This is a genomic window from Stenotrophomonas sp. SAM-B, assembly GCF_013387485.1.
Classification (GTDB): domain Bacteria; phylum Pseudomonadota; class Gammaproteobacteria; order Xanthomonadales; family Xanthomonadaceae; genus Stenotrophomonas; species Stenotrophomonas maltophilia_AA.
In genome coordinates this window covers 880,441-898,280 of record NZ_JABBXB010000001.1, presented here as the reverse complement: position 1 = coordinate 898,280, position 17,840 = coordinate 880,441, and the positions used below count along the sequence as shown (strand labels likewise).

Annotated in this window: 12 protein-coding genes; 6 read left to right on the top strand and 6 right to left on the bottom strand. The window is 67.4% G+C overall.

From position 1 onward, the window contains the following. Nucleotides 1-75 precede the first annotated feature (75 nt). Nucleotides 76-876, top strand: coding sequence for a MipA/OmpV family protein (locus HH110_RS03865; RefSeq protein ID WP_176988400.1), 801 nt, complete (start codon nucleotides 76-78; stop codon nucleotides 874-876). A gap of 56 nt (nucleotides 877-932) precedes the next feature. Here the strand turns inward: HH110_RS03865 and clpB are convergent, their stop codons facing one another. Beyond that, nucleotides 933-3,518, bottom strand: a complete 2,586-nt coding sequence (clpB, locus tag HH110_RS03860) for an ATP-dependent chaperone ClpB (RefSeq protein WP_176988399.1) — start codon at nucleotides 3,516-3,518, stop codon at nucleotides 933-935. A gap of 153 nt (nucleotides 3,519-3,671) precedes the next feature. After that, nucleotides 3,672-4,988, bottom strand: a complete 1,317-nt coding sequence (locus HH110_RS03855; protein ID WP_176988398.1) for a retropepsin-like aspartic protease — start codon at nucleotides 4,986-4,988, stop codon at nucleotides 3,672-3,674. Nucleotides 4,989-5,102: 114 nt separating this feature from the next. Here HH110_RS03855 and HH110_RS03850 point away from each other — a divergent pair, with 114 nt between their 5' ends. Beyond that, a complete protein-coding gene (locus tag HH110_RS03850) occupies nucleotides 5,103-5,813 on the top strand; it encodes a glutathione S-transferase (protein ID WP_176988397.1) in 711 nt (236 codons plus the stop codon). Between the two features lie 234 nt (nucleotides 5,814-6,047). Here HH110_RS03850 and HH110_RS03845 read toward each other — a convergent pair whose 3' ends face one another. The 4 genes from HH110_RS03845 to HH110_RS03830 form a co-directional block, all read right to left on the bottom strand. Continuing rightward, nucleotides 6,048-7,646 carry a hypothetical protein gene (locus tag HH110_RS03845; protein ID WP_176988396.1) on the bottom strand — a complete coding sequence of 533 codons (1,599 nt, stop codon included), beginning with the start codon at nucleotides 7,644-7,646 and terminating at the stop codon, nucleotides 6,048-6,050. 201 nt (nucleotides 7,647-7,847) lie between these two features. Continuing rightward, complete coding sequence (locus HH110_RS03840) at nucleotides 7,848-9,569, bottom strand: thiamine pyrophosphate-dependent enzyme (protein WP_176988395.1); 1,722 nt, start codon at nucleotides 9,567-9,569, stop codon at nucleotides 7,848-7,850. 72 nt (nucleotides 9,570-9,641) lie between these two features. Beyond that, complete coding sequence (locus tag HH110_RS03835; RefSeq protein WP_176988394.1) at nucleotides 9,642-10,502, bottom strand: SH3 domain-containing protein; 861 nt, start codon at nucleotides 10,500-10,502, stop codon at nucleotides 9,642-9,644. A gap of 35 nt (nucleotides 10,503-10,537) precedes the next feature. Further along, nucleotides 10,538-11,020, bottom strand: coding sequence for a DUF3574 domain-containing protein (locus tag HH110_RS03830; protein WP_176988393.1), 483 nt, complete (start codon nucleotides 11,018-11,020; stop codon nucleotides 10,538-10,540). A 235-nt stretch (nucleotides 11,021-11,255) separates the two neighbouring features. On the opposite strand from HH110_RS03830, the gene HH110_RS03825 reads away from it, so the two are divergent. The 4 genes from HH110_RS03825 to otsA all read left to right on the top strand — a co-directional run bounded on the left by HH110_RS03825 (nucleotide 11,256) and on the right by otsA (nucleotide 17,779). Further along, nucleotides 11,256-13,706 carry a TonB-dependent siderophore receptor gene (locus HH110_RS03825; RefSeq protein ID WP_176988392.1) on the top strand — a complete coding sequence of 817 codons (2,451 nt, stop codon included), beginning with the start codon at nucleotides 11,256-11,258 and terminating at the stop codon, nucleotides 13,704-13,706. Between the two features lie 85 nt (nucleotides 13,707-13,791). Next, nucleotides 13,792-14,550, top strand: coding sequence for a trehalose-phosphatase (gene otsB, locus HH110_RS03820; protein ID WP_176988391.1), 759 nt, complete (start codon nucleotides 13,792-13,794; stop codon nucleotides 14,548-14,550). Nucleotides 14,551-14,636: 86 nt separating this feature from the next. Beyond that, on the top strand, nucleotides 14,637-16,418 hold the full coding sequence (locus HH110_RS03815) for a glycoside hydrolase family 15 protein (protein WP_176988390.1): 1,782 nt from the start codon (nucleotides 14,637-14,639) through the stop codon (nucleotides 16,416-16,418). Further along, nucleotides 16,415-17,779 (top strand): alpha,alpha-trehalose-phosphate synthase (UDP-forming), encoded by a 1,365-nt coding sequence (gene otsA, locus HH110_RS03810; protein WP_176988389.1) that lies wholly within the window; start codon nucleotides 16,415-16,417, stop codon nucleotides 17,777-17,779. Before HH110_RS03815 ends, otsA begins: the two co-directional genes overlap by 4 nt. The last annotated feature ends 61 nt before the right edge of the window (nucleotides 17,780-17,840 follow it).

Genomic DNA, 17,840 nt, shown 5'->3' with positions numbered 1-17,840 from the left:
CTCTCCTACAAATGCGGAAAGAACGGCAGCGGTCGCCTCGCCAAGATGGCGTCCCTCCCCTTTCAGAGCACCCGCATGAATTCGATTTGCATGATCCTCGCCTTGGCTCCGCTGAGCCTGATGTCCGTGGCCCCCGCCCAGGCAGCTACGCCTGTACCTGACCGCTGGGGGTTTCAAGTGATCGTCGGCGGCGGTGTGGCGCCGCGCTATAGCGGCAGCGAGGATTACACCGGCGTGCCGCAGCTGGGATTCGAGGTCAGCGCGCCCGGCGGCTGGTTTCTGGGTAGCAGCGGGCTGGGCTGGGGTACCACGCTGGGCGATCGCGCCAGCGTCCGCGCCTATCTCGGTGGCAGCGCCAGTCGGCGCGACCGGGACTCGCTGCTGGGGGGCTCCGACCATCTTCGTGGCATGGGCGAGATCCGCACACGGGCGCTGGTCGGCGTGGATGGCAGTCTTTCGATCGGACCGACGGTGTTGAGTGCCAGCGTGCAGCATGCGCCCAAAGACTCGGACCGCGGCGACAATGGACTGGCTACCCGGCGCGTGGCGCTGTCGCTGGAAGTCCCCTTGTTCGATGTGGCCGGCGGCAGCCTGGGCGCGAGCGTGTCCGCCGAGTACGGCGATGCCGGCTACGTGCAGACCTGGTACGGGGTGAGCGAGGCGCAGTCGGCGCGCAGTGGCTTCGCCCAGCGCAAACAGTCGGCCGGGCTGACCAGCGCGGGGATGGGGCTGAAATGGGTGCGGCCGATCGATGCAAGCAGCAGCTGGTTCATCGGCGTGGAAGGCACGCGCCTGCTCGGCGACGCGGCCGACAGCCCGATCGTGCAGAAGCAGACCCAGCTGGGGGCGATGAGCGGCTACCAGTACCGCTGGTAGCCCTCGAGGCCCGGCAGCTTCCGCCGCCGGGCCGTGTCTCGAGGGATTCCGTCCCTTCAATCCTTGTTGAACACCAGCTTGCCCTCGGCCGCATCGACCCGGATCACATCGCCGTTGAGGAACTCGCCGGACAGGATTTTCTGCGCCAGCGGATTCTCCAGCTGCGACTGGATCGCACGCTTGAGCGGGCGGGCGCCGTACACCGGATCGAAGCCGACGTTGCCCAGCAGCTCGAAGGCGGCGTCGCTGACCTCGATGCGCAGGCCACGCTCGGCCAGGCGCTTTTCCAGGCCCTGCATCTGAATGCGGGCGATCTGCTTGATCTGCACCTTGTCCAGCGGATGGAACACGACGATGTCGTCCAGGCGGTTGATGAATTCCGGGCGGAAGTGCGCCTGCACCACGCCCATCACCGCCGCCTTCATCTGCGTATAGGCCTCCGGACTGTCATCGCTGCTCATGTCCTGGATCTGGTGCGAGCCCAGGTTGGAGGTCATCACGATGACGGTATTGCGGAAGTCCACCGTGCGCCCCTGGCCATCGGTCAAGCGACCGTCGTCGAGCACCTGCAGCAGGATGTTGAACACATCCGGATGCGCCTTCTCCACTTCATCCAGCAGGATCAGCGAATACGGGCGACGACGCACCGCCTCGGTCAGGTAACCCCCTTCCTCGTAGCCCACATAGCCCGGGGGCGCACCGATCAGGCGCGCGACGCTGTGCTTCTCCATGAACTCGCTCATGTCGATGCGGATCATCGCGTCGCTACTGTCGAACAGGAACTCGGCCAGCGATTTGCACAGCTCGGTCTTGCCCACGCCGGTCGGGCCCAGGAACAGGAACGAGCCGCTCGGACGATCCGGGTCGGACAGGCCCGCACGCGAGCGCCGCACCGCATCGGAGACCACCTTGATCGCCTCTTCCTGGCCGACCACGCGATTGTGCAGCACCTCTTCCATGCGCAGCAGCTTGTCGCGCTCACCTTCCAGCATGCGGTTGACCGGGATGCCGGTCCACCGCGACACCACCTCGGCGATTTCCTCGGCGGTGACCCGGTCCTGGACCAGCTTGAACTCGCTGGTTTCCACTTCCTGCGCGGCAGCCAGCTGCTTTTCCAGCTGCGGCAACTGCCCGTACTGGATTTCGCTCATGCGACCGAAGTCCTGGCGGCGCTGCGCCGACTCCAGCTCCAGCTTGGCCTGCTCGATCTGCTCCTTGATCCGGGTCGCGCCCTGCAGCGTGGCCTTCTCCGACTTCCAGATCTCGTTGAGATCGGAGAACTCGCGCTCCAGCGCATCGATGTCGGTTTCCAGATCGGCCAGGCGCTGGCGCGATGCGTCGTCCTTTTCCTTCTTGAGCATTTCGCGCTGGATCTTGAGCTGGATCACGCGCCGCTCCAGGCGGTCCAGTTCTTCCGGCTTGGAGTCGATCTCCATGCGGATGCGTGAGGCGGCTTCATCCATCAGGTCGATGGCCTTGTCCGGCAGCTGGCGATCGGCGATGTAGCGGTGCGACAGCGTGGCCGCCGCGACGATCGCCGGGTCGGTGATCTCCACGCCATGGTGCACGGCGTACTTTTCCTTCAGCCCGCGCAGGATCGCGATGGTGTCTTCCACGCTCGGCTCGCCCACCAGCACCTTCTGGAAGCGGCGCTCGAGCGCGGCGTCCTTCTCGATGTACTTGCGGTACTCGTCCAGCGTGGTCGCGCCGACGCAGTGCAGCTCACCGCGCGCGAGGGCCGGCTTGAGCATGTTGCCCGCGTCCATCGCGCCATCGGCCTTGCCTGCGCCGACCATGGTGTGCAGCTCGTCGATGAACAGGATCACCTGCCCCTCGCTCTTGGCGAGGTCGTTGAGCACGCCCTTCAGGCGTTCCTCGAACTCACCGCGGAACTTGGCGCCGGCGATCAGCGCGCCCATGTCCAGCGAGAGCACGCGCTTGCCGCGCAGGCCTTCGGGCACTTCGTCGTTGATGATGCGCTGGGCCAGGCCTTCCACGATCGCGGTCTTGCCCACGCCGGGTTCGCCGATCAGCACCGGGTTGTTCTTGGTGCGGCGCTGCAGGACCTGGATGGTGCGACGGATTTCCTCGTCGCGGCCGATCACCGGATCCAGCTTGCCGCTCTCGGCGCGCGCGGTCAGGTCGATGGTGTATTTCTCCAGCGCCTGGCGCTGGTCTTCCGCATTTTCCGACTGCACGGTCTCGCCACCGCGCACCTTCTCGATGGCGGTTTCGATCTTCTTCTTGTCGGCACCGGCAGCGCGCAGCGCCATGCCCAGGGTGCCGCCATCGTCGACCGCGGCCAGCACGAACCACTCGCTGGCGATGAAGGCATCGCCGTGCTGCTGGGCCAGCTTGTCGGTGTTGTTGAGCAGCCGGTTCAGATCGTTGCCGATCGACAGGTTGCCTTCCTGCCCGGAGACCTTGGGCAGGGCCTCCATGGTTTCGTTCAAACGTTCGCGCAGCACCGGTACGTTGACACCGGCCTGGGCCAGCAGCGGGCGCGTGCTGCCGCCCTGTTGGTCCAGCAGCGCGCTGAACACATGTACCGGTTCGATGATGTTGTGGTCGCGGCCCACGGCCAGCGACTGCGCGTCGGCCAGCGCCTGCTGGAAACGCGAGGTGAGCTTGTCCATCCGCATGATTCTTGTCCTCGATGTAAACGGGAGCTGGCCGTGCCAGCACTCTCAGTCAGATGCGGTTACGTGGGCGTGTTTCAAGGGTAGATGAGATGCCGATTCAGCCACCGTCGGCCTTCCCACAGCCCTTTTCGCCCCCCCCGGCCGCGCAGGCCTTCACGCGCTCGGCGGCCGCCCCAGCACCGGCGGTGCGGCCGGGCGCGGCACCAGGCAGCCGAGGCCGGCGGGCAGGTCCAGCGCCACGTCATAGCCCCCGGTGACGCCGTAGCCGATCCGCCACGACGACGGGAACAGGTCCGGCGGCTGGAAGGCGATATCCACCGGAATCGCGACCGGCGTGTCGGTGATCTGCAGCGGCGTGCTGGCCGGGGCGTACTCGATGTCCTCCGCGCCGCGCGTGGTGATCACGTTCCGGCGCTGGATCGCCGCGGCCGGTACCGACGAGCGCGGCGCGCCGCGCATCTGGAAGGCTCCGTGGAAGCCGGTATCGACCAGCATCAGGTGAGCCTCGCGGCCCCGGATCGGATAGCGGACCTGCTGGAACGGCCCCCACAGCGACGAGGTGAACACCATCCGGCGCGTGCAGGCAGCCGGCGTGTGCGACCCCAGCAGCGTCAATGTTTCGCGGGACAGGCGGACCGGCCCCAGCGCGCGCAGCACGTCCAGGCCGATCAGGTTGAGCTCACGCGCGGCTTCGCTGTTGAACGACACATCGCGCACGCGCTGGCCACCGAGTTCGATATCGATCGGCGCGGCCAGCCCCGCCTGCTGGATCTCGTCCCCGACGATGCGCGACACCACGAAGTTGCCGGTAACCGCCAGTCCCAGCGATTCGGCCAGGGCGCGGCTGATATGCGAACGCGGCGCACCGGTGTCGATGATGAAAGAGGCTTCGTGGGCGACGACAGCGCCATCGCGGCTGCCATGCAGCGTCACCGTAACCGAGGGCAGTTCATTGCTGAACTGGATCGGCACGTCCACGTCCTGCCCGCGCTCGGCCACCGGCAGCGCGCTGCGTGGCCAGGCCGTGAACGCCGCGAACGCGGGCCGGGTGACATCGGGCACTTCATCACCGGGCGTGAGCATCGGCACGATGGTGCGCTGGTAGTCCGCGCGCACGCGCAGCATCAGGCTCGCCCACTGCGCGATATCGCCCTCGATCAGCGCATTGCCGGCCAGGGTGGATTCGCACAGGAAGGCCAGGCCCTGCAGCGCCGGCGGTGCATCGGCGGTTTCGGCCAAGCACTGGCGTGCGGCACGGTTGGAGGCATCCAGCTCTCCGCGGACGCGGTGGTAGCCCGCCGCGCCGAGATGGCGGCGCGGGCCGGACGCGCCGCTCATGCCGCGCAGCGTCGTCAGCTCCGCACGCAGCACCGCATCGCTGTAGCCGAACCCATCGTGGAGCGCCACCGGATCGGCCGCCACGGTGGCCGGCAGCATCGCCACGCACGCGCCCAGTACCCACATCCGCATCCCGTACTCCCGTCAACGTCCCCGCTCGACCCTAGCACGGGAACCACGCTGCGCTCACGCCTGCTTTCGTCCGCGCGCGCGATGCTGGGGGCCGGTTCCGCACGGAGTGACTGCATGCATTACGAACTGTATTACTGGACCGGCATCCAGGGCCGCGGCGAGTTCGTGCGGCTGGCGCTGGAAGACGCCGGTGCGGGCTACACGGACATGGCGCGGGTCCATGGCGATGCGGTGATGCAGCCGTACCTGGATGGCAAGGTCGAAGGCCTGCAGCCGTTTGCCCCGCCGTTTCTGCGCACCGGGCGGCAAGTGATCGCCCAGGTCGGTGCGATCCTCGACCATCTGGGACCGGAACTGGGCCTCGTTCCCGATGCCAGCTCGCGGCGACAGCAGGCACTGCAGTTGCAGCTGACCATCGCCGATCTGGTCGCCGAGGTGCACGACACCCATCACCCGATCGCCGCCTCGAAGTACTACGACGACCAGAAGCGCGAAGCCAAGGCGCGCGCCGAATCGATGCGGAGCGAACGCATGCCGAAGTTCCTGGGGTACTTCGAGAACGTGCTCAAGCACAACGGCGGGAGGCATCCGCTGCGGGAGCATTCCTACGTCGATCTGTCGCTGTTCCAGCTGCTGAGCGGGCTGGAGTACATGTTCCCGCGCCGCATGCAGGCGCTGTGGCCGACGCTGCCGCAGCTGCGCGCGTTGAAGGACCGCGTGGAAACCCGGCCCAACATCGCCGCCTATCTGGCCTCCGAACGGCGCCTGGCCTTCAACACCAACGGCATCTTCCGGCACTACCCGGAGCTGGATGGCGAAGCCTGATCCCTCGCCGGCCCGCCTCCACCCGGTAGCTCACGACCGTTGGTCGTGAGCGCAGGTTGGGTCGTGAGCGCAGGTAGGGTCGTGAGCCAGGTAGTGCCGGCCGCTGGCCGGCTCCGCAACGCACCCATTCCATCCGGTAGCTCACGACCGTTGGTCGTGAGCCGGTAGGCTCCGCAGTAGAGCAGCCGGCCAGCGGCCGGCACTACACCCGTTCGACGTGCCGCAGCCTGAGCGTCAGGTCCGCTCAGCAGGCTGCTTCTGCAGCGACAACAGCGCCAGCAACCCTGCCAGCGCCACATACGCGCCTGCAAACTGCCAGCTGATGATCTTCGGCAGGCCTTCCAGCTGCCACGGCAGGTAGATCCCACCGCGCGGGTCCACCGAGTGGATCAGGCCGAACAGCGTCAGCGCGGCGGCCACCAGCAGGAACCCGGACGCGCGCAGCAGCTTCCCGTCGATCATCGCCACCACCGCCGCGATCCACAGCATCGAGGTGATGATGAAGCCATTGCCCAGGGTGAAGATCACCGCCAGCTCGGGCAGGCCGTGCCCGTCCAGCGTGGTGGTCAAGGCCACCAGCTGCTCCGGTGCGATCCAGCCCGGCGCCTTGATCGCCAGCAGGTAGGCGACCGAGGGCAGGAAGCCCAGCACCATCGCCCCGGCATGCTCGCGCGGCGTGGCCTGGAAGGCCTGGGTGGTGATGTCGATCGCCACGTACACGATGATCGGCGCCAGCACCGCCAGCGGCAGCCACTGCACCAGCCCGGAGATCACCCCCAGCATGCCGCCGATGCCGACGAACAGGCCGGTCAGCAGCGTGTAGCCGCTGCGCGCGCCCATGTGCTTGTAGGCCGGCTGGCCGATGTAAGGCGTGGTCTGCGCTACACCGCCGCAGAAGCCGGCCACCAGCGTGGCGATCGCTTCCACCAGCAGGATGTCGCGGGTGCGGTAGTCGTCACCGGCAGCGCGTGCACTCTCGGAGACGTTGATGCCACCCACCACCATCAGCAGGCCGAACGGCAGCAGCAGCGGCAGGTAGGTGATCGCGGTCGGCAGGCCGTCGATGAAGCCCAGCGTCGGCCACGGCAGCACCACCTGCGGCGGCACCCACTCGGGCACCTTGAAGCCCGGGGCGCCCAGCCCGGCAAGCCCAAGGCCGTAGTACAGAATCGTGCCGAACACGAACGCGACCAGCACGCCGGGCGCGCGGATCGGCAGCTTCCGCTTGGCGATCAGCACGTACAGCAGCAGGCCCAGCGTGACGAAGCCGACGATGGGCGAGCGCAGCGTTTCCAGCAGCGGCAGGAACCCCATCAGCACGATCGCGATGCCGGCGATGGAACCGAGCAGCGAGGCACGCGGCAGTGCGCGGGTGACTGCTTCGCCGAAGAACGAGAGGATCACCTTGAGCACGCCCATGATCACCAGCGAGGCCATGCCCAGCTGCCAGGTCGCGATGGCCGCATCGTGCGGGGCCAGCCCCTGCCCCTTGAAGGCGAGGAAGGCCGGGCCGAGCACCAGCAGCGCCATGCCGATGCTGGTCGGCGCATCCAGGCCCAGCGGCATCGCGGTGACATCGTCGCGGCCGGTGCGGGCGGCCAGGCGTCGTGCCATCCAGGTGTAGAGCACGTTGCCGACCAGCACGCCGAAGGCGGTACCCGGGAACATCCGGCCGAACACCACATCCGCGGGGAACTGGAAAATGCCGACCAGGGCCATCGCGATGAAGCCGAGGATCGACAGATTGTCGACCACCAGGCCGAAGAAACCGTTGAGGTCGCCGGCAACGAACCAGCGGGGGCGTCCGGAGGGGACGGGGGCAGTGGCGGACATGCGGGGGACGGCCGTGGGGAGGGGTAGCCGATGGTAGGGCCTCACCGCCGCCAGTAACAGGCACATGGATGGAACGGCGGGAAACGTCCGCGGTAGGGACGCGCCACCGCGCGGTAGTGCCGGCCGCTGGCCGGCACCTTCAGAATGCTTCAGGCAATGGCGCGAGCCGGCCAGCGGCCGGCACTACCGAACGGGTGCGGATCAGGGCTTGTTGAGGAAGTTGTTGGCCAGCAGGTCCCGCACATCCCCGACCCGCCCGCTGAGCAGCGCCTTGGCCGCATACAGCGCGGTGCCGGCCACCTGCTTGGCTTCCACCTGCGGCGGCATCACCAGCTCGGTCGGGCTGGTGTGCACGTCCAGCAGCGCCGGGCCGGGGTGGGCCAGGATGTCCTGCACCGCCTGCTCCAGGTCCTCCGAGCGGGTCACGGTGCGCCCGTAGAAACCGATCACCTCGGCCAGGCGGCCGAAATCGGGGTTCTGCAGGTCGGTGTAGTTGTCCAGCAGGCCTTCGACCTTCTGCTCCAGCTCGACGAAGTTCAGCGAGCTGTTGTTGTAGACCACCACCTTGATCGGCAGGTTTTCCTGCACCGCGGTGAGCAGATCGCCGAGCAGCATCGCCAGGCCACCATCGCCTGAGAGCGAAATCACCTGGCGGCCCGGATAGGCCTTCTGCAGGCCCAGCGCCTGCGGCATCGCATTGGCCATCGTGCCGTGCAGCAGGCTGGTCAGCGTGCGGCGGCGCCCATTGACGCGGATATGGCGCAGGATCCACACCATCGGCGAGCCGCCGTCGGCGGTGAACAGCGCGTCGTCCGCAGCGTGGCGGTCGATCAGCGCGGTCAGATGCTGGGGGTGGATCAGCTCGCCCTCGCCCGGCTGCTCTTCCTTGGCCCGTGTGGCCAACGCCTTTTCGCGATGCTCCATGCACTCGTCCAGGAAGCTGCGGTCCTCGCGCTCCGGCAGCAACGGCAGCAACGCCTCCAGGGTCGGGCCGATGTCGCCCACCACGCCCAGGTTCACCGGATGGCGGCGGCCAAGATGGCTGCCATCGCGATCCACCTGGATCAGCGTGGCCTTGTCCGGGTAGTACTGGCCCCACGCGAAGTCCGCGCCGAGCAGCAGCAGCCTGTCGCAGGCCATCAGCGTGTGATACCCGGACTCGATGCCGAAGATGCCGGTCATTCCCATGTTGTACGGATTGTCGTACTCGACGAAATCCTTCGCGCGCGAGGTATGCGCGATCGGCGCCTTGAGCTTGGCACCCAGCGCGACCAGCGCGTCATGCGCATGCTCGCAGCCCGCACCCGCGTAGATGCCGATGCGCTTTCCCTCACCGATCAGCGCGGCGATGCGCTGGAGTTCATCGTCCGACGGACGCAGCACCGGCTGGGTGTAGTGCACCGAGAACGGCGGATCGTGCTTGACCTCGGCTTCGCTGATGTCGGCCGGCAGAATCACCACGGCCACACCGCGACGGCTGATCGCCGCCTGGCACGCCAGGGTCACCACGCGGCGCGCCTGCTCCGGGCTGTGGACCTGCTCGCAGAACACGCTGCAGCTGCTGTACACGGCCTTGAAATCGACTTCCTGCGGGAACTCCATCCCGAGCTCGGCGGTGACCACCTGGCTGGCGATCAATACCATCGGCGCGCGGTTGCGATTCGTTTCGAACACGCCGTTGATGAAGTGCAGGCCACCCGGACCGCACGAGCCGGCGCAGGCCGTGAGCTGCCCGCTGATCAGCGACTCGGCACCGGCGGCGAACGCGGCCACCTCCTCATGCCGCATGTGCACCCATTCGATATCACTGCGATGGAGGGCATCGGTGACATGGTTGAGGGTGTCACCGACGATGCCGTAACAGTGTCGGACACCGGCGGCCTGCAGGGTTTCAACCACGATCTCGGCAACGCGCTTGCTCATGACATGCTTCCACGACGAGGGGGAAGCGTCAGCGTAGTACCGGGCAAGTGACATTCATGTGGGTTTGCGCGTTCACGGCTGCGTGTTCACCCATCCCCGCACTGCACCGCGCGTGGGATTCTCATAGCGCACCTGCACCCAGCCGTCGCGCTCATCCAGCAGCTCCACACGGTCGTCCAGGACCAGATAGCGCTTGGTAGCGGCATCGCCTGGCTGGCTGTACAAGGGCAGCCTTGCCGCCATCACACGGCCGGAAACAGGGACCAGCGGCGAGCCGGCGGGCGGCGCCTCCAGGCCATCGCCGATGGCGGTCTCCAGCACCTTGCCGGCAGGATCGAAGGTGCTCCAGACCGCCAGCGGCCCCCTGTTGGCGGTCTGCTTGACGAGCACGTAGGGCTCGAGGAGTTCGTCGAGCATCAACAGGCGTTCGGCGCGGTACAGATACAGGCGCGTGCCGTCGTAACGGTACTGGTCCACGTACCACATCGGGCCACCGCGGCAGCTGCTGCCCAGGGTGCGGGTCGCTGCGTCCACGGTCAGGCCCATCAGGCCACCGCACTGCGCACCGTCGGTCGAGACCGGTTCCAGTGCGACCAGCTGCTGCTGCACCGGGTCGTAGCGATAGACCGCCACCGCCTCGTTGACCATGCCCACCGAGGCACGCGCGACCAGCTCCGGGCGGCCGTCGAAGTCGACATCCTCGGCCGACAGGCGCGCAGTGCCGTCCGCATCGGCCGCACCCGGCAGCACCTGGCGCGTGCCGGAAGGCGTGAGCAGCACGGCGATGCTGCCGCCCTCCTGCACCTCGGCCTGCGCCTGCACGCCCGGTGCGACCTCCCATCGCAGCGGGGCCGGGTCGGCGTCCTGCGCGTGCGCGCACGTCACCGCCAGGCCCATCACCACCGCGGCCAGCATCGCATCCCTGTGTTTCATGATCGCTCCGTGAGGCGCCACCGCGGCGCCCGGGATCAGAACGATACTTCAACCGCCTGCTGCGCCCACAGCACCGACTGGTGTCCGGTCGCCTGCTTCCATGCCAGGCGGATGGCTTCGATGTCGGCGCGGCGCTGCGGGGTGTTTTCGTGCAGGACCACCAGCACCTTGGTGCGCAGGCGGTTCGGTTCGGGGGCGCCGCGGAACAGCCACTGGCCGTAGGCATCGAACACGGTCAGGCCGTCCGGGAAGCGCGGCGTGACCTCCTTGTCGAGGAAGGCGCGCCACTGCGCGTCGCTGATGCCCTCGGTCTGCGGACGGTCGGCCACGCCGGTTTCCTCGCCCACGCCGAAGTAGAGCTCGCTGCGGACCCAGCCGGCGGCCGCGTCCGGGCGCGCGGCATCGCCCTGCAGGGTGGCCGTGGCGGTGGTGGGCGGGGTCGGCTTGGCGGCCGGGGCGGCGGTGGCACATCCGCTGGTGGCCAGGACCAGGGCAAACAGAATGGCGCGGAACGACATGGACAACTCTCCGGAAACACAGGGACAGGCAGGGGAAGGAGCGTGCCGGACATCCGGGTCCGGTGCAGATCGCCAACGGCTATCTGCTGATAACCACCCCGATGGGACTTGCGTCACACAGGGACATCACGCGAAGATAATATATCGCTTCATCCGGATGGATTGGTAGTGCTGGCCATGGGTCGGCAACACCCCCTCCCCCCTCCCTCCCCCTCGTCGTCCTGCTGGAGTCCGCATGTCCCGTCCGTCCGCGTCGCGCCTTGGCCTTGCCATCGCGCTCGTCCTCTCCTCCCCCCTGCTGGCCCAGGACGTACTTGCGCAGGACGCGCCGACCACCGCCAAAACGCTGGACACCGTGATCGTCACCGGCACCCGCGCCATCGACCGGACCGTGCTGGAATCCACCTCGCCGGTGGACGTGCTCACCGCCGAGGACATCCGCAAGGCCGGTGTGGTCAATGGTGAACTGGGCAGCGCGCTGCAGGCGCTGCTGCCCTCGTTCAACTTCCCGCGCCAGTCCAATTCCGGTGGCGCCGACCATATCCGTGCCGCCCAGCTGCGCGGGCTCTCGCCTGACCAGGTCCTGGTGCTGGTCAACGGCAAGCGCCGCCACAGCAGCGCGCTGGTGAACACCGACAGCAAGATCGGCAAGGGCACCACCCCGGTCGACTTCAACGCGATCCCGGTCAGTGCGATCAAGCGCATCGAGGTGCTGCGCGATGGCGCCGGCGCGCTGTACGGCTCCGATGCGGTCGCCGGGGTGATCAACGTGATCCTCGATGACGCCCCGGAAGGCGGCGCGTTCGAAGCCAGCTTCGGTGCCAACCACACCGACCTCAAGCCGATCGACCGCACGATCACCGATGGCCAGACCAGCTATGCCAGTGCCAAGGTCGGCACCGCGCTGGGCGACGAAGGCGGCTTCCTGCGCGTCGGCCTGGAGCTGAAGAACCACGAGGGCACCAACCGCGCCGGCTTCGATCAGATTCCGCCGTGGGACCAGAGCGAGACCAACCTGGCCCTGCAGGGCAAGCGCAACTACGTGCTCGGCGACGGCAAGACCAAGGATCTCAACGCCTGGTACAACGCGCAGCTGCCGTTCGGCGAGACCTCCACGTTCTACAGCTTCGCCACCTTCAACCAGCGCGACAGCGAAGGCGCGAACTACTTCCGCTACCCGGACAGCGACGCCAACTGGGCCCAGGTCTACCCGAACGGCTACCGCCCGATCTCCGAAGGCGAGAACCGCGACGTGCAGGCCGTGGCCGGCGCGAAGGGCCAGTGGGGCGAGTGGAACTACGACGCCAGCCTGGATTACGGCGTCAACACGTTCACTTACCGCCTGCGCAACTCGATCAATGCCTCGCTGGGCCCGACCAGCCCGACCCGCTTCAAGACCGGTGATTACCGCAACGAGCTGACGGTCGCCAATGTCGACCTCGGCCGCGTGTTCGCTCAGGGCGACAGCATCACCCACAGCCTGGGCCTGGGCCTGGAAGCGCGTCGCGACCATTACCAAACCCGCCCGGGTGACCCGAGCAGCTATGCCGCCGGCCCGTTCACGGACCGCCCGACCGGCTCGCAGGCCGGTGGCGGCCTGACCCCGCAGGATGCGACCTCGCTGTCGCGGGATGTCGCCAGCGCCTACGCCAGCCTCTCCAGCCAGTTCGGCGAGCATTTCTCCAGCGATCTGGCCGCGCGCTACGAGCACAGCGACGACTTCGGTGGCGAGCTGACCGGCAAGCTGGGCCTGCGCTATGAGTTCACCCCGGCGTTCGCGCTGCGTGGCGCGATCTCCAACAACTTCCGCGCGCCGTCGCTGGCGCAGATCGGCTACGAGTCCACCTCCACCGGTTACAACGCCGCCGGCCAGCTGGTCCAGGGCCGCGTACTGTCGGTCAACAATCCGATCGCCCGCGGCCTCGGCGCCACCGACCTGAAGCCGGAGAAGTCGCTCAACACCAGCCTGGGCTTCACCAGCCGCATCGGCGACCACTTCGACGTCTCGCTGGACTTCTTCCAGATCGACATCGACGACCGCATCGCACTGTCGGAGAGCATCACCGGCGATGCGCTGACCGACTACGTGCAGCAGCAGTTCGGCGTGGCCGGCCTGCAGAGTGCCAGCTTCTTCGTCAACGCCGCCGATACCCGCACCCGGGGCGCCGAGCTGGTGAGCAACTGGCGGCAGTCGCTGGGCAATGGCGAGCTGGTGCTGACCGGCACCTACGCCTACACCAAGACCACCCTGAAGAACGTGCTCGCCACGCCGCCGGGTCTGCTGGCGCTGGATCCGGGCTACGTGCTGTTCGGCGTGGAAGAGACCAATACGCTGACCGACGCGACCCCGCGCACCCGCGCTGCGCTGGCCGCCAGCTGGGCCAATGACCGCTGGTCGCTGAGCAGCCGTCTCAGTCGCTATGGCAGCGTGACCCGTGTGTTCAACTTCGGTGATGGCTACATCCCACGCCAGACCTACGGCGCGGAATGGCAGCTGGATGCCGAGGTCGAATACAAGATCACGCCGCAGTGGAGCGTGGCACTGGGCGGACAGAACCTGACCGACAACTACTCGGATCTGTCCAACGATGACATCTACTACTTCGGCAACCTGCCGTACGACGTGCTGTCACCGATCGGCAGCAATGGTGCGTACTACTACGGCCGCGTCCGCTACACCTTCTGACCGGTAATGCCGGCCCCTGGCCGGCACTACGTGGATGTGGTTGCCATGACCTGGCAATCACATCCACGCTGGCATCTTGGTCACCATGGCCAACGACTTCCCCCAACGTCCGCCGCCGCCGCTGCTGGACGATGCCTGTGCGCTGTTCCTGGATGTGGATGGCACCCTTATCGAATTCGCGGACGACCCCGAGTCGGTCGCGCTGCTGCCCGATGTGCGTGAAGCGATCGGGCGCATCAGCGACCGCCTGGATGGCGCGGTCGCGCTGATCAGCGGGCGACCGCTCGCCCAGCTCGACACACTCTTCGCGCCCCTGAGCCTGCCCGCTGCCGGCCTGCATGGCCACGAGCTGCGCAACCATGAGCAGCGCGCGCAGACCAGTGATCCCTCCGCCGATACCAGCGAGTGGCTGCATGCCCTGCACCAGCAGGCGATGCGCTTCGCGCATGGCTATCCCGGCGTGCTGGTGGAAGACAAGGGCCGCAGCCTGGCCCTGCACTGGCGCGGTGCACCGCACGCCGCCAACGATGTGCGCGCGTTCGCCGAACGGCATATCCGCGGGCATGGCGGCTACCGCTTGCAGCCTGGCGACCATGTCATCGAATTCCTGCCCGAAGGCAGCGACAAGGGCCGCGCGATGCGGCAGCTGATGCTGCAGCCGCCGTTCCGTGATCGCATGCCGGTCTTCGTCGGCGATGACCTGACCGATGAATTCGGCTTTGGCGCGGCCAACGACCTGCACGGCTGGAGCGTGCTGGTCGGTGCGCGCGAGCCCAGCGATGCGGTGTTCGCGCTGCCGACGATACGCAGCGTGCACGCTTGGCTTCGCGAGAATGCCTACTGATGCCTTGATCCCAAGGCCCCCTGACGCCGCGCGCAGGTCTCCCCCACCGGTGTGCCGCCGCGGCATGACACGAGACTTCCTGCATCATGAGCGAACCCGATCTGAATCTGGGCGTGGTCGGCAATGGCAGCTTCGGCGCGCTGATCGACAAACACGCGCGCGTCGTCTGGAGCTGCCTGCCGACCTTCGATGGCGACCCGACCTTCTGCGCCCTGCTCGGCCCCAACCAACAGGAAGGCGGTGACTTCGGCATCGAGCTGGAGGACATGGTCGACAGCGAACAGAGCTACCTGACCAACACCGCCATCCTTCGCACCGTGCTGCGCGACAAGCATGGCGGCGCCCTGGAAATCATCGATTTCGCGCCGCGCTGGCGCCAGAACGACCGCTTCTACCGGCCGGTCAGCCTGATCCGCCAGGTGCGTCCGTTGTCCGGCAACCCGCGCATCATCGTGCGTGCGCGCCCGCTGGCCGACTGGGGTGCCCGCGTGCCCGAGGCCACCTGGGGCAGCAACCACATCCGCTGGGTACTGCCCGACCACGTGCTGCGCCTGACGACCGATGTGCCGCTGCGCTTCGTGCGCGACGGCCTGCCGTTCGTGCTCAACCATCCCGTGCATCTGGTGCTGGGCGTGGACGAATCGCTCAACCGCTCGCTCAGCGGTTACGTACAGGAATCCTTCCAGCGCACGCGCGACTACTGGCGCGAATGGGTGCGCTATCTGTCGATCCCGCTGGAATGGCAGGACGCGGTGATCCGCAGCGCGATCACGCTGAAGCTGTGCCAGTACGAGGACAGTGGCGCGATCATCGCCGCGATGACCACCTCGATCCCGGAAGCGCCCGGCAGCATCCGCAACTGGGATTACCGCTACTGCTGGCTGCGCGACGCCGCCTTCGTGGTGCGCACGCTCAACCGCCTCGGCGCGACCCGCACGATGGAGCAGTTCCTGGGCTACATCTTCAACCTGGCCACCGCCGATGGCAGCCTGCAACCGCTGTACGGCATCAGCTTCGAAGCGAAGCTTGAAGAGAGCGAAGTACCGTCACTCTCCGGCTACCGCGGCATGGGCCCCGTTCGCCGCGGCAACCTGGCCTGGGTGCAGCGCCAGCATGATGTCTATGGCAGCGTGGTGCTTGCCTCCACCCAGCTGTTCTTCGACCGCCGCCTGCAGGACCCGGGCGATGCACACACTTTCGCGCGGCTGGAACCGCTTGGCGAGCAGGCCTTCACCCTGCACGACGTGCCGGATGCCGGGCTGTGGGAATTCCGTGGCCGCACCGAAGTCCACACCTACACCAGCGCGATGTGCTGGGCCGCCTGCGACCGCCTGTGCAAGATCGCCGTGCGGCTGAAGCTGGACGACCGCGCCACTTACTGGCGCGAGCGCGCCGACATCATCCATGCGCGCATCATGCGCGAGTCGTGGAGCGAAGACCTCGGCCACTTCACCGACACCTTCGGCGGCCATCGTCTGGATGCGTCGTTGCTGCTGCTGGCCGATATCGGCTTCATCGAGGCCACCGACGCACGTTTCGTGGCCACGGTCGAAGCGATCGGCCGTGATCTCAAACATGGCAACGCGCTGTACCGCTACGTGGCGCCGGATGACTTCGGCGAGCCGGAAACCAGCTTCACCATCTGTACCTTCTGGTACATCGATGCACTCGCCGCGATCGGCCGCCTGGACGAAGCGCGCGAGATGTTCGAGACGCTGCTGGAGCGCCGCAACCATCTGGGCCTGCTCTCAGAGGATCTCGCGTTCGACAATGGCGAGGCCTGGGGCAACTTCCCGCAGACCTATTCGCACGTGGGCCTGATCACCGCCGCCATGCGCCTGTCGCGCAGCTGGCAGGAGGCGTCATGAGCCGCCTGGTCGTCGTCTCCAACCGGGTCGCCGTTCCCGGTGAATCCCGCGCCGGCGGCCTCGCGGTCGGGCTGCTGGCCGCGCTCAAGGAGCGCGGTGGCCTGTGGTTCGGCTGGAGCGGCAAGTCGGTGCGCGACAACAGCGGCGCCCTGCACGAGCAGGTCGACGGGGACATCCGCTACGTCACCATGGACCTCAACAAGCGCGACGTCGATGGCTACTACAACGGCTTCGCCAACCGCACGCTGTGGCCGCTGCTGCACTTCCGGCTGGACCTGGTCGACTACGACCGCGCCACCCGCGAGACCTATCGCCGGGTCAACGCGCTGTTCGCCGAGAAGCTCGCGCCGCTGCTGCGCGAGGACGACATCGTCTGGATCCATGATTACCACCTGATCCCGCTGGCCTCGCTGCTGCGCGAGCGTGGCATCGGCTGCCGGATCGGCTTCTTCCTGCACGTGCCGATGCCCTCTGCCGATCTGCTGCAGGCGATGCCGGACCATCTGCGGCTGTTCTCCAGCCTCTACGCCTACGATCTGGTCGGCTTCCAGACCCAGCGCGATGCGGACCGCTTCCAGTCCTATGTGCGCCTGTTCGGTGGCGGCCGTGTGCTGCCCGACGGCGAACTGGAAGCGCCCGGCGGCCGGCGTTTCCGCGCCGCCGCCTTCCCGATCGGCATCGATACCGAGTTCATCGCGCGCCAGGCCAAGGCCGGCGCGAACAAACCCGCGGTCAAGGACCTGCGCGGCAGCCTGCGCAATCGGCAACTGGCGATCGGCGTGGACCGGCTCGACTATTCCAAGGGACTGCCCGAACGCTTCCAGGGATTCGAGCGCTATCTGGAGCGCCATCCGGATCAGCACGGCTCACTGACCTACCTGCAGATCGCACCGGTCTCGCGCGGCGATGTCACCGAATACCGGCAGCTGCGCGGCCAGCTGGAGCAGATCGCCGGGCACATCAACGGCGGGCATGCCGCGCCGGACTGGACCCCGCTGCGCTACGTCAACCAGAACTTCACCCATGCCACCCTGACCGGCTTCTACCGGGCGGCCGCGGTCGGCCTGGTGACGCCGCTGCGCGATGGCATGAACCTCGTCGCCAAGGAATACGTCGCCTCGCAGGACCCGGAAAACCCCGGCGTGCTGGTGCTGTCCCTGCTGGCCGGTGCGGCCGATGAACTGAAGCAGGCGCTGCTGGTCAATCCGCATGACCTGGATGGTGTCGCGGATGCGATCGCCACCGCGGCGACGATGCCGTTGAAGAAGCGCGTGGAGCGCTGGCAGGCGATGATGGACCACCTGCGCACGTACGACATCAATCATTGGCGGCAGACGTATCTGCAGGCGCTGGAAGGGTGATGCCGGCCAGCGGCCGGCACTACGGGTGATGGCGCGGACGTCTAGGTAGTGCCGGCCGCTG

What these genes read in the sequence shown, in the direction of transcription:
- HH110_RS03865 (WP_176988400.1), top strand. Translation starts at nt 76, where the DNA reads ATGAATTCGATTTGCATGATCCTCGCCTTGGCTCCGCTGAGCCTGATG.
- clpB (WP_176988399.1), bottom strand. Translation starts at nt 3,518, where the DNA reads ATGCGGATGGACAAGCTCACCTCGCGTTTCCAGCAGGCGCTGGCCGAC.
- HH110_RS03855 (WP_176988398.1), bottom strand. Translation starts at nt 4,988, where the DNA reads ATGCGGATGTGGGTACTGGGCGCGTGCGTGGCGATGCTGCCGGCCACC.
- HH110_RS03850 (WP_176988397.1), top strand. Translation starts at nt 5,103, where the DNA reads ATGCATTACGAACTGTATTACTGGACCGGCATCCAGGGCCGCGGCGAG.
- HH110_RS03845 (WP_176988396.1), bottom strand. Translation starts at nt 7,646, where the DNA reads ATGTCCGCCACTGCCCCCGTCCCCTCCGGACGCCCCCGCTGGTTCGTT.
- HH110_RS03840 (WP_176988395.1), bottom strand. Translation starts at nt 9,569, where the DNA reads ATGAGCAAGCGCGTTGCCGAGATCGTGGTTGAAACCCTGCAGGCCGCC.
- HH110_RS03835 (WP_176988394.1), bottom strand. Translation starts at nt 10,502, where the DNA reads ATGAAACACAGGGATGCGATGCTGGCCGCGGTGGTGATGGGCCTGGCG.
- HH110_RS03830 (WP_176988393.1), bottom strand. Translation starts at nt 11,020, where the DNA reads ATGTCGTTCCGCGCCATTCTGTTTGCCCTGGTCCTGGCCACCAGCGGA.
- HH110_RS03825 (WP_176988392.1), top strand. Translation starts at nt 11,256, where the DNA reads ATGTCCCGTCCGTCCGCGTCGCGCCTTGGCCTTGCCATCGCGCTCGTC.
- otsB (WP_176988391.1), top strand. Translation starts at nt 13,792, where the DNA reads ATGGCCAACGACTTCCCCCAACGTCCGCCGCCGCCGCTGCTGGACGAT.
- HH110_RS03815 (WP_176988390.1), top strand. Translation starts at nt 14,637, where the DNA reads ATGAGCGAACCCGATCTGAATCTGGGCGTGGTCGGCAATGGCAGCTTC.
- otsA (WP_176988389.1), top strand. Translation starts at nt 16,415, where the DNA reads ATGAGCCGCCTGGTCGTCGTCTCCAACCGGGTCGCCGTTCCCGGTGAA.